The 12,625-nt window shown below is 30.9% G+C and carries 12 protein-coding genes; all 12 read right to left on the reverse strand.

Annotated elements, in window-relative coordinates; translation table 11 throughout:
• The 12 genes from ABG79_RS06430 to ABG79_RS06490 all read right to left on the reverse strand — a co-directional run bounded on the left by ABG79_RS06430 (position 1) and on the right by ABG79_RS06490 (position 12,517).
• Positions 1–1,179, reverse strand: a complete 1,179-nt coding sequence (locus ABG79_RS06430; protein WP_057978336.1) for a phosphopentomutase — start codon at positions 1,177–1,179, stop codon at positions 1–3.
• A 76-nt stretch (positions 1,180–1,255) separates the two neighbouring features.
• Positions 1,256–2,131: a site-specific tyrosine recombinase XerD gene (xerD, locus tag ABG79_RS06435; protein ID WP_057978338.1), complete on the reverse strand. Its 876-nt coding sequence runs from the start codon at positions 2,129–2,131 to the stop codon at positions 1,256–1,258.
• Positions 2,132–2,407: 276 nt separating this feature from the next.
• The gene (spoIIM, locus tag ABG79_RS06445; protein ID WP_057978343.1) at positions 2,408–3,037 is read right to left on the reverse strand and encodes a stage II sporulation protein M; all 630 of its coding nucleotides are present in this window, start codon (positions 3,035–3,037) and stop codon (positions 2,408–2,410) included.
• A gap of 65 nt (positions 3,038–3,102) precedes the next feature.
• Positions 3,103–3,633, reverse strand: a complete 531-nt coding sequence (locus ABG79_RS06450) for an NUDIX hydrolase (protein WP_057978345.1) — start codon at positions 3,631–3,633, stop codon at positions 3,103–3,105.
• 226 nt (positions 3,634–3,859) lie between these two features.
• On the reverse strand, positions 3,860–4,663 hold the full coding sequence (gene spo0A, locus ABG79_RS06455) for a sporulation transcription factor Spo0A (RefSeq protein WP_057978346.1): 804 nt from the start codon (positions 4,661–4,663) through the stop codon (positions 3,860–3,862).
• A 140-nt stretch (positions 4,664–4,803) separates the two neighbouring features.
• On the reverse strand, positions 4,804–6,015 hold the full coding sequence (spoIVB, locus tag ABG79_RS06460; protein WP_423230090.1) for a SpoIVB peptidase: 1,212 nt from the start codon (positions 6,013–6,015) through the stop codon (positions 4,804–4,806).
• Between the two features lie 171 nt (positions 6,016–6,186).
• The gene (recN, locus tag ABG79_RS06465; RefSeq protein ID WP_057978350.1) at positions 6,187–7,887 is read right to left on the reverse strand and encodes a DNA repair protein RecN; all 1,701 of its coding nucleotides are present in this window, start codon (positions 7,885–7,887) and stop codon (positions 6,187–6,189) included.
• A 12-nt stretch (positions 7,888–7,899) separates the two neighbouring features.
• A complete protein-coding gene (locus tag ABG79_RS06470) occupies positions 7,900–8,352 on the reverse strand; it encodes an arginine repressor (RefSeq protein ID WP_057978351.1) in 453 nt (150 codons plus the stop codon).
• A gap of 20 nt (positions 8,353–8,372) precedes the next feature.
• A complete protein-coding gene (locus ABG79_RS06475) occupies positions 8,373–9,230 on the reverse strand; it encodes an NAD(+)/NADH kinase (RefSeq protein WP_057978353.1) in 858 nt (285 codons plus the stop codon).
• Positions 9,231–9,244: 14 nt separating this feature from the next.
• Complete coding sequence (locus ABG79_RS06480) at positions 9,245–10,054, reverse strand: TlyA family RNA methyltransferase (protein WP_152978221.1); 810 nt, start codon at positions 10,052–10,054, stop codon at positions 9,245–9,247.
• Positions 10,055–10,064: 10 nt separating this feature from the next.
• Positions 10,065–11,921: a 1-deoxy-D-xylulose-5-phosphate synthase gene (gene dxs, locus ABG79_RS06485; RefSeq protein ID WP_057978356.1), complete on the reverse strand. Its 1,857-nt coding sequence runs from the start codon at positions 11,919–11,921 to the stop codon at positions 10,065–10,067.
• A gap of 5 nt (positions 11,922–11,926) precedes the next feature.
• Positions 11,927–12,517, reverse strand: coding sequence for a hypothetical protein (locus ABG79_RS06490; RefSeq protein WP_057978358.1), 591 nt, complete (start codon positions 12,515–12,517; stop codon positions 11,927–11,929).
• Positions 12,518–12,625: the final 108 nt, after the last annotated feature.

Here is a 12,625-nt window from a genome sequence, read left to right on the forward strand (position 1 = left end):
TCACCTCTGAGCAAGTATTTCATTTGCAAAACTTTCGCCAGCTATATCTGCATCTATGTTTAACATATCCGCTATAGTTTTTCCAATATCTGCAAATGTTTTTCTTACGCCTATGTTAACTCCGCTTTTTACTTTTTTTCCATATATTATTATTGGAATATATTCCCTTGAATGATCGGTGCTTTCGGTTGTTGGGTCGCATCCATGGTCAGCAGTTATTATTAAAACGTCATCATCCTTCATTGCATTTATTATTTCAGGTATTCTCGCGTCAAATTCCCTAAGTGCGTTTGCATATCCATTAGCGTCATTTCTATGACCAAATACCATATCGAAATCTACAAGGTTAGTGAATATTAACCCCCTTATATCCTCCTTGATATATTCTAATGTCTTGTCTACTCCATCCATGTTATTTTTAGTGTGAACAGCCTTTGTTATACCATATTCAGCATAGATATCTTCTATTTTGCCTACTGCACAGACATCCATTCCTTTTTCTTGAATATAGTTTAACACTGTTTTTTTATGTGGAATCAATGCAAAATCTCTTCTGTTTGAAGTTCTCTTATAGTTTCCAGATGTTCCTACAAAAGGTCTAGCTATAACTCTTCCAACATTGTGTTCCCCAACAAGCATTTCGCGAGCTATTCTACACATTTCATACAGCCTATCAAGAGGTATAACCTCTTCATGTGCAGCTATCTGGAACACGCTATCTGCAGAAGTATAGACAATAGGATATCCTGTCTTAACATGTTCATCGCCAAGTTCTTCGATTATTGCTGTTCCAGAAGCCGGTTTGTTGCCTAATGTCCTTGTTCCAATTCTTTTTTCAAATTCTTGTATTATTTCTGCTGGGAAACCATTTGGATATGTAGGAAAAGGTTTGTCAAGTATTAATCCTGCGATTTCCCAGTGTCCTGTAGTTGTGTCTTTACCCTTTGACATTTCAAGGGCTTTACCATAACTTCCATTAGGACTTTCAACAGGTGGTATACCTTTAATTCCATCTATATTGCCTAGCCCTAATAATTGCAAATTAGGTAAATTAAGCCCTCCAATTGCCTTTGATATATTTCCAATTGTGTCACTACCCTGGTCATTGTATAAATGAGCATCAGGTAATTCGCCAATGCCTACGCTGTCCATTACCATTAGAATCACTCTATTAATCATAATTTTTCCCCCTTTAGAATGTGTTCTAATTTTGAGAATATTATTATACAATATTTTTTTAGAAAAAAAAAGGGCATCATGCCCTTGGATGTGATTTTTTATATACTTCGCTAATTTTCGTCTTGCTTATCTCCGCATAAATTTGTGTTGTCGATATATCTGAATGTCCTAATAGTTCCTGTAAAGATTTCAAATCGGCCCCGTTTTCCATCAAATGTGCTGCAAAAGAATGTCTAATGATATTAGGTGTAATTTCTTGCTGTATACCAGCCTTTTTGGCATAATACTTTAATATCTTCCAAAAACCCTGGCGAGTCATACCTTCTCCATGATGATTTAAAAAAAGGTATTCATTACTACTATTAGAAACGAATTTTTTTCTAAAATTATTAATATAGTTTTCTAATACCTTGATAGCTATTTTACCAAGAGGAATTATTCTTTCTTTATTTCCATTACATCTTAAGTATCCTAAATTTAAATTTATATCATCCAATTTTAAACTAACAAGTTCTGAAACTCTTATACCTGTTGCATATAAAACTTCAAGCATCGCCTTATCTCTTGCACCCTTAGGTTCATTTGTATTTGGCATAGACAACAATCCTTCTACTTGTTCAACTGATAAAATGGTAGGTAATTTTTTTTCAATCTTCGGAGATTCTAACTCAATTGTAGGATCATAGGAAATTAAATCCATTTTCAATAACATTCGATAAAAAGCTCTAATTGAAGCTAAATTTCTCGATATGGAAGATGTAGCTCTACCGTCTTTTTGCAAATTCAAAAAATATGCAATTATGTTAGACTTCTTAACTTCTAAGAAATTTATATTATTCCTATTTAGATATTGTAAAAAGTTTTTAATGTCCCTTGCATAAGATTCTAAAGTATTTTGACTTAATCTTTGCTTTTTTAAATAATCAATAAAATTTCCAACTACATTTTCCATTTTCAGTTCCCCTTTTGTATAAATGAGTATAATATTTAATTCAACAAAAAATTCGAATTTCCTTCAAAAAATTTTACTTTATTAAATTTTTTATTTTATAGTAAATAGAATTATTATCCATACCATAGTTTACAACGAAAATAGCATTATTTCTTTCAATTTTTTTATTAAATCTATAAAATAAATTGCCAAAAATTATCGGAAGCAAAAACCCTAATAAGAAAAAAATAAGTAAACTTATTAAAATAAACTTTATTTTACTTCTCATATAATCACCTATTGAATTGTTAGATATGCAGATAATCCTTTAACAATAGCAGGGGATATAAATGATTCTACAAAACTACCTACTAATATTAATAATAAAAATATTACAAGACTTATTGAATAAGTTGCAAAATCTCCTGAGTTTGAAATATATCGACTTTTTTTATAGCTTTTTATTGAATAGGTAATACTATTTGCACAAATCATTAGAAATCCAGGTATTAAAAATATGTTTTGTGGCAAAATTCCTGTCAAAAAGAATATGAATCCCCTCCAGCCAAAACCAATTAGAAGAAAGCTTATTGTAAATCCAAGCGTTATACCCTTTATTATAGTTGCAATTGATGCTATTATTGAACCAAATATTGTAAAACTAATAATCCAAACCAATAATATTATAATTAGATTAGATTTAAGTGAATTAAAAAAAAGAACAAATAAATTTACATTTTCTTTATTAATGATTTGAAAAAAATTGTTAAGATAAACTACCAAATCTTGTTTATCTGAATAATTCATTCCTTTTGAAATCAAAGCTCCAATAACTATTCCAATTGTGAATAAAAAAGTCACTAGTAAAAATATAACAGTATTATTTTTAAAAAGATATGGCAAATCAATTTTTCCTCTTCTTCGCAAACCTTTTTCCCCCTTTGTTCATTAAAATTTACTATAATTATATGAACAAAGAAGACTATTAATGATTAGATTAATTCTTTTACCATTAGTATGCCAATTATGGTCTTTGCATCTTTTATCTGACCACTATTTATCAGATTTATTGCTTCATCAATACTGATTTCAAATGCTTCCAAATGTTCTCCTTCGTCTAAATTTACCTTTCCTTCTTCATATTCATCGCAAAAATAAATGTATAAAATTTCTGAAGAATAGCCCGGTGATGGGTAAAACCTTGTTAATAATCTCAAACTCTTGGGTATTTTGCCAGTTTCCTCTTCTAGTTCTCTAATAGCACAATCCAAAGGCTTTTCTCCCTTTTCAAGCTTACCTGCCGGTATCTCAATCAAAACTTCTTCAGTTGGTTTTCTGAACTGTCTAATTAATATAACTTTTTTATCCTTAGTTATAGCTACAATTCCTACACCACCGTTGTGTTCAATAATCTCTCTATTCCCAATTTTATCATCTGGAAGCAATACTTTATCCCTTCTTAAATTAAGTATTCTTCCATTATATATGTATTCTTTTTCTATTGTCTTTTCAAAAAACTGCATAAAAACACCCCGCATCAAACTGTTATCAATTACATAGAATATAATACCACAAAATGAAAGGAGAAATGTATATGAGTAAGAAATATTTTATTTTTATTGGAAAATTCAGCGACTTAATTAACCTTCTAAATGAAAATAAACATAAATATAGGTATTTAAAAGAATTTTTAGATCAAAAGTAAACAATAAGACACCTAAAGATATTCACCCTTAGGTGTCTTTATTATTAACCTAGTTTTTGCTTTAATCTTAGCTTGTCTGCAATCATTGCGATAAACTCACTGTTAGTTGGTTTACCTTTATCATTATGAATTGTATATCCAAATATTCTATTTATTGTTTCAACCTGACCTCTTGACCATGCAACTTCTATAGCATGCCTTATTGCTCTCTCTACGCGACTTGCAGTTGTATTATACTTTTGAGCAATTGTAGGGTATAATTCCTTTGTAACTGCACTTAATAATTCTATATCATCAACCACCATATGAATAGCTTCTCTTAAGTATAAATAACCCTTAATATGTGCAGGAACACCAATTTCATGAATAATGTTAGTAATTTCTGATTCAAGATTATTTGAACTTTTTAAAGTTATTGTTTCTGGGATAGTTATTGTCGGCCTTCTAATCTCAGATGTCCCAAGTGAATTTGCAAATAACTGTCTTATTCTTTTACTAAAAATATCCATATCGAATGGTTTCACAACATAATATTCTGCTCCTAAATTAATTGCTCTTTGTGTTATTTTGTCCTGTCCAACTGCAGAAAGAATTATAACCTTTGGCATAGGAACTTCTACCATTGAATTTAACTTTTCCAAAACTCCAAGTCCATCAAGGTGAGGCATTATAATATCTAATACAAGCACATCAGGATGATTTGCACTTACAAGTTTAATTGCTTCAAGTCCATCCTTTGCTACCCCTACTACATCAAAATCAGTTTGAGTTCTTAGATACTCGCTAAGAATTGTTGTAAACTCTTTGTTATCATCGGCTACAACGATTTTAATTTTTCTTTCCTCCATCAGATTACCCCCTAACGTTTCCATTATCTAACAATTATAATTATTCGACAAAGCATTTTAAATTCCTGCTAAATAAAATAAAATATTTTTTAAAATTCAAAAAATATGATAAAATAAATAAAAAAATTTGTGGAAAACATTTAAATGTCATATCCTTGTTCCTTCAGCATCCATTCAATATAAATCCCATAGCCCATATCAGGTCTGTTAATAAATACATGTGTTATTGCACCTATTAGTTTTCCATTTTGCAATATTGGGCTGCCACTCATCCCTTGAACAATTCCTCCAGTTTTGGCAAGTAATTCTTCATCAGTTATCCTTATAATCATACTTTTAGAACTCGGTTTTGTTTGTTGCGTTACCTTATCAATATATACCTCATATTCTTTTACAGAATTTCCGTCAATAGAAACCAATATTGTAGCAGGCCCTTCTTTTACTTCATATTGATGGGCAATGGGTATGGCTTTATTGTATACATTATTATTATAAGCTTTTAACAATCTTCCGTAAATACCACAAATCGTATTTTTCTCTATTTCTCCTATTTTTTCGTTTTCCACAAATATTCCTTTCAATTCACCTGGTTTTCCTCTTTGTCCTCGTTCTACTGAGATTATATTTGCGTTAAATATAGTTCCTTTACTTATTGGAAAAAGCATACCTGTATCAACATCATTGATTGGATGTCCCAATGCTCCGAATTTATTGGAAGTAGGATCGTAATAGGTTAGTGTTCCAATCCCAGAAGTTGAATCTCTAATCCATAGTCCAATCTTGTATTCATTTTTTTTAGATTTTACCGGGGTTACTAATATTTGTTTTGTTTCATTCCTTCTGCTTATCTTTAAGATTATATTTTCTCCATTGCTATCTTTTACAACAGATGCTAAATCATATACACTTTTCAGTTTTTTATTTTGTGCTTCTATTATCAAATCGCCAATTTCTATTCCAGAAATTGCAGAGGGGCTTTGCTTATAACCAGTTTCAGTTTCAATATCGGAAAATCCAACAACTAATATCCCTTTACTGTTTAGCTTTACACCTATAGGTAAACCACCAGGTATTAATTTTACTTCAGGTGTGATGCTAACTGTCATAGTTTTAAAAGGTATTAACCCTAATATTTTTACATTTAAATTAAACTTATTTTCAGTCTTATCCCTTTTTTCAACTCTAAAAAGATAATTGTTCTTTAAATAATTACTTACTATTTTATTTTGAACAATATCTTCTTCGCTTGCGCTTATTTTTGTTGGTATTGCTAAATATTGATTTATTATAAAAATAAAAATTAAAATAAATATATAAAAAAAGCTCCATGTCTTTTTATATAAACTTTTCAAAAAAATCACTCCCTGCCCTAAATTTTTCTTGTCACCTTCCTTTCTCTATAAATAAGTTAACCTTTTTATTGTCCATCTATACTAGAACATAGTTGTGAATAATGAATAATACTCTTTTACTGGACAAACTTTCAAATAATTAATCATAAGTGGTAAAAAAAGCAGCGAATTTTAATTCGCTGCTTTAATCCTATTTTTTAGCTCAAATGCTATGGTTAACATTTCCTTAGCATGCTCTTTAGTTAATTCTGTAACAAGAGCACCTCCAACCATTCTTGCGATTTCTTCAACTTGCTCATCGATATTTAACTTAGTAACTTTTGTTATAGTATTTTCATTATATACCATTTTATGTATTTTAAAATGTCTATCAGACATAGATGCTATTTGAGGCAAGTGTGTAACGCACAAAACCTGATGGCCCTTTGAAATAACAGACATCTTTTCAGCAACCGATTGAGCTGTTCTACCGCTTATACCAGTATCTATTTCATCAAAAATCAATGTTGGTATTTTGTCTATTTCAGCTATTACTGTTTTTATTGCTAACATAATTCTAGACATTTCACCACCAGAAGCAACCTTATTTAGTTTTCTTAGCTGTTCTCCTGGATTGGCGCTAAACAAAAATACTACTTTATCCATCCCACTTGATTGAATTTTTTCTAATTGGGATACTTCAACATTAAACTTTGCCTTCTCCATACCTAAATATCTGAGCTCATTTTCAATAGATGCTGATAACTTAGCTGCAGTTTCTTTTCGTTTTAAACTCATTTTATCTGCAAGAATTGTAATTTCACTTAGCAATTTATCATATTTTTTATTTAATTCGTCTAATATTTCTTCGGACTTTTCAATTGTGCTGTATTCTTCAACTATTTTATCGTAATAATTAATAATTTCTTCAATAGTATTACCATATTTTCTTTTTAATTTATTGATTAAATCGAGTCTTTCCTCTATAACATTCAGTTCTTCTTGGTTAAATTCTACTTTATCTCTATAATTTCTTAATTTTGATATTATATCTTCAAGTTTGTAATAAATTTCCTCTAATTCATTTTTAATATTTAATATGTTTTCATCATATTTTGTTATGTTCTCAAGCTGTGATATGCTCATGGCTATTTCATCGTAAGCAGAACTGCCTTCCTCTCTTTGATAAAGCTGTGCATATGAACTTGCAATAGTATTATATATCTTCTCAGAGTTTATAAGAATATTTCTTCTTTTAGAAAGCTCTTCGTCTTCGCCTAATTTTAATTGAGCTGAGGCTATTTCATTAATCTGAAAACTTAAAATGTCCATTTTTTGTAATTTCAGTTGTTCTTCTTTTTTTAACTCATTTATTTTTTCATCAATGTATACTAATTCATCATATGTTTTTTTATATTCCATTTTAATTTTATGAAATTCCTCTCCACAAAAGGCATCTAGAATATCCAAATGAGTATTTTCATCAAGCAGAGACTGGTGCTCGTGTTGTCCGTGGATGTCTATTAGAAACTTACTTATTTTCCTTAGCATATTTACTGTAACAGTTTTTCCATTGATTCTTGCTACGTTTTTACCATTTTTTGTCATTTCTCTTGATATAACAACATATTCGTCATCATCAATCCCTAAATCCTGCATTATTGACTTTAATTGTTCTGATTTTATTTCAAACACACCTTCTACAAAAGTAAAGTCACAGCTTTTTCTAATTACATCCTTTCCTATTTTTTCACCAAGTAAAAAATTAATGCTATCAATCAAAATAGATTTTCCAGCACCCGTTTCTCCTGTCAATATATTCAATCCTTCTGAAAAATCCAAATCTACAGCATCTATCAACGCAAAATTCTTGATATGAAGTTCAAGGAGCATTTAACTACCTCCCTATTCGTTTAAAAGCTTTTTCATTTTTAAAACTGTTTCATGTGCCTTTTCAGGATTACGAGCAAGTGCAAAAATAGTGTTATCACCTGCAACAGTTCCAACAATTCCATCCAACCTTAATGAATCCATTGCCTCTGCTGCTGCAGAAGCTGAGCCTGAAAGCGTCTTTATTACTATCATATTTCCAACATATTCTATGTCAATTACAGTTTGAGTAAAAATGTTAACAAGCTTTTCGTATAATACGTTATCTGCATGTGATAATGGAGCATATTTATATTTTCCTGAACTTGACATAACTTTAATAAGTTTCAATTCCTTTATGTCCCTTGATACAGTAGCCTGTGTAACATCGAATCCTTGATTCCTTAATTCCTCAACAAGTTCCTCCTGAGTTTCAACATCTTTGTGATTAATTATTTCTAATATTTTGGAGTGCCTTGTGATTTTCATAATATAACCCCTTTCTTCCCTCATATGGTTAGTTCTTTAATTTTTCTTCTTAGTACTTCAAAAAAATTTCTGTTTGAAAGTTTAATAAATTTGGCTCTGTATTTTGGTTGCTTTATAATTATTTTATCATATTTTTGTAGCCTAAATCCATCCTGTCCATCAGCTGTTAAAAATACTTCTTCATTTGTATCTTGTATTTGAACTATGAGTTCCCTATTGCTTCCAATAATAATAGACCGTGCATTTAAACTATGAGGGCATACAGGTGTTGCAATAATGACTTCAAGTTCAGGACATACGATTGGCCCACCTGCAGATAACGAATAAGCTGTTGAACCTGTGGGAGTTGAAAATATGACCCCATCGCCTCTATACGTTTCCATAAGTTCATCATCTATAAAAACCTTTACTGCTATGATTCTTGCAAGAGTCCCTTTTGTTATACAGATATCATTCAAACAAACGAATTCCTTTATTGCCTTGTTGTCCCTAACTACCTTAGCCTCAAGCATTATTCTACTTTCTATACTAAAAGTATTATTTATTAATTTTTCAAATGCATTATACATATTATCTTTTTCTGCTTCAGTAATAAATCCAAGGTGCCCAAAGTTTATTCCCAAAATTGGCTTTTGATTTGGCAATTGCCTTCTCGCAACTGATAAAATAGTCCCATCTCCTCCGAGGACAATCAAATAATCAGCTATGCTAAAAAGTTCATTATCTTCTAGTCCAATAGATTCAAATCCAATAGAATTAGCAACATCCTTTTCAAGATAAATGTTACACCTTTTTTTTGTAAACCAATCAACAATTTGTTTTGTTACAACTAAACCTTTATCTTTTGATTTGTTAACAATCAAACCATATTTGTTCATAACATCACTTGCCCTTAATTATTTAATTTAAGATGTGCATTATTTACTATTTCATCGACCTTTATGCTGTTTAAAATTGATTTTTGACCTTTGCTTAAGTAAAGCAAATATTCTATATTGCCCTCTGGGCCCTTTATTGGCGAAAAATCGAGGCTTAAGACATTTAAACCATTTTCAATGGCAGCATTAACTACCTCATTAATAACTTCAATATGAACCTCCTTGTCTCTTACTACTCCTTTTTTGCCAACCTTTTCTCTTCCAGCTTCAAACTGAGGTTTAACTAAAGCTACTATCTCGCCGTCATCATTTAAAAGTTTAATAACTGATGGTAATACTAATTTAAGCGATATAAATGAAACATCTATTGAAGCAAAATCCGCTAAGTCATTCAAATCTTCAGGATTTACATATCTTATATTTGTTCTTTCCATAACAACAACTCTTGAATCGTTTCTTAACTCCCAAGCAAGCTGTCCATAACCTACATCTATTGAATACACCTTTCTTGCACCGTTTTTAAGCATGCAATCAGTAAAGCCTCCAGTCGATGCGCCAACATCAATGCAAATCTTATCTTTAAGATTAATTCCAAATTGCAATAATGCCTTTTCTAACTTTAATCCCCCTCTACTTACATAGGGAAAAGCATTGCCTTTTATTTCAATGTTAGCATCAACGCATATTTTTTCACCTGATTTATCAACTCTATGTCCATCAACAAATACAAGTCCTGCCATAATATTTTTTTTTGCCTTTTCCCTTGTTTCAAAATAACCTTTTTGAACTAAAAGTATATCAAGTCTTTCCTTTTCCATAAGCACTCTACCTTTACTAAATTTGTTTCATTATAGTATTGTAAATTCCCTCTGAATCGAGATTATATTTTTTATATAGTTGATTAATATTTGCATGAGCTATAAATTCATCTGGATACCCCAGTTGGACAATCTTACCCTTGTATTCTTTCTTTGCCGCGTATTCCAATATTGAACTTCCCATACCACCAGCAATGTAGTTATCCTCGATTGTGAAAATATGCTTATAATCCTTAAAAATATTATCAAGCATCGTATAATCCAATGGCTTTATAAATCTTGCATTTATATGAGCTACATTTATATCCTTTATTTTTAGTTTGTCTATAGCAATCTTTGCAGTTTGATTAGGTCGACCTGTTGCTATTATGCATATATCTTTTCCTTCTTTTAATATTTCCCATTTAGAATACTGAATATCATCGTATTTTATAAATCCTTCTAAATAGTCCCCACCTCTTGGATATCTGATTGCAACAGGTTTATTAAATTTGAAAATCCATTTAAGCATCATCCTAAATTCCTCAATATCCTTTGGAGATAATATCGTTAAATTAGGCACAACTCTCAAAAATGATATATCAATAATACCTTGGTGAGTTTCTCCATCTTCACCTACAACACCAGCTCTATCTATAGCAAATACTACAGGTAAATTTTGTAAACATACGTCATGAATTACTTGATCATACGCCCTCTGTAAAAACGTCGAATATACCGCAAAAACAGGTTTTAGCCCTCCTGCTGCCAATCCTGCAGCAAAAGTTGTTGCATGTTGTTCTGCTATTCCTACATCAAAAAATCTATGAGGAAATTCTTCTGAAAACTTCTTCAAACCTGTGCCGTCAGGCATCGCAGCAGTTATAGCAACTATTTTTTCGTTTGTTTTGGCTTCTTTTATAATTTCTTCACCAAATACATCCGAATATGTCATTTTTGAGTTTGAAAAATTATTGCCAGTTGAAACTTCAAATGGTCCAACGCCATGAAAAACATCCGGTTGTTCTTCGGCAAAATGATACCCTTTTCCTTTTTTTGTTATTGCGTGAATAACTATTGGTCCTTTTAATTTTTTTGCTCTATTCAAAACATCTATCATTGCATATATATTATGCCCATCAATAGGCCCCAAATAAGTAAAACCAAGATCCTCAAATAACATTCCCGGTATAACAAGTTGCTTTACGCTTTCTTTTATTTTCTCCATTGACTTATATATATTATTACCAACAGCAGGTATTTTTTTCAGAATTGTTTCAATGTCATCCCTTAAAGTTATATATTTTGGATTAGTTCTAATTTTGCTTAAATATGTAGCTAAACTCCCAACATTTTGAGCTATTGACATCTCATTATCATTTAAAATAACAATTAAATCTGTATTTGATGCTCCAGCATCATTTAATGCTTCAAGTGCCATTCCGCCAGTTAATGCCCCATCACCTATAACAGCTATTACATTAAATTTTTCTTTGCTTAAATCCCTTGCTTTCGCTAAACCCAAAGCAGCAGATATAGATGTGCTGCTATGACCTGCACCAAAAACATCATACTGACTTTCCTTTCTTGTTGTAAAACCACTTAAGCCACCATACATTCTAAGCGTATCAAATCTATTTTTTCTACCTGACAATATTTTATGCACATAGCATTGATGTCCAACATCCCATATAAGCTTGTCTTTAGGAAGGTCAAATACCTTATTGATAGCAATAGTAAGTTCAACGACGCCTAAATTTGAAGCAAGATGTCCTCCAGTTTTTGATACATTTTCAATGAGGAAGTTTCTAATTTCCTCAGCTAATATATTTAATTGTTCAGTTTTCAAATTTTTAATATCATCAGGATAATTTACTTTTTCCAAAACAGCCATTACCATTACCTCTTTTGAATAATATTTTTTATATTGGATAATGTTTCAATCAGGTAAGCTATTCTAAAAACTATGTTATTTGCTTGAGAAATAGCAAAATTCTTGCCTAATGCCTTACCTCCGATTGTTATTGCAGCTATAATAGAACTGAATGAAATTGCAATTATTGTTTTATTTAACATAAATCCATTAATAATTAATTTTGCGATAATTACAGCTCCTGTGCCTCCGCTTATTATTCCTGCTATGTCTCCAATTACGTCATTACAAAAATTAGAAACCCTATCTGCACTCCTAATAAGTGCTACAGCGGTTTTAGCACCTTTAACCTTTCTTGAAGCAAGAGAATGAAACGGTGTTTCATCTGCAGCCGTAACTGCTACACCTAAAATATCAAAAAAAACACCCGTCGCTATAATTAAAACAAGAATTAAAATAGCAGTATATATGTTAACATTTGGTATTATCGTTTCAGTAATTAAATTTATACTAAAAGATATTATCAACGTCCAGAATATAATTATAAGTAACCATTTATAATTATTTATACTACTTGACTTTTTAACATAAAGCTTAATTTTTTTATTTTTTCCCATATAATCACCTGTATTAAATTTAAGGTGGCGGCAGGATAAGTTAAGTTTGCGGCTTAGGTCTAGCAGGCTTTCCCATTTTCAGGCCAGGGCGTCGCCGCCCAGGTGGTT

It is taken from the genome of Caloramator mitchellensis (assembly GCF_001440545.1).
GTDB classification, from domain to species: domain Bacteria; phylum Bacillota; class Clostridia; order Clostridiales; family Caloramatoraceae; genus Caloramator; species Caloramator mitchellensis.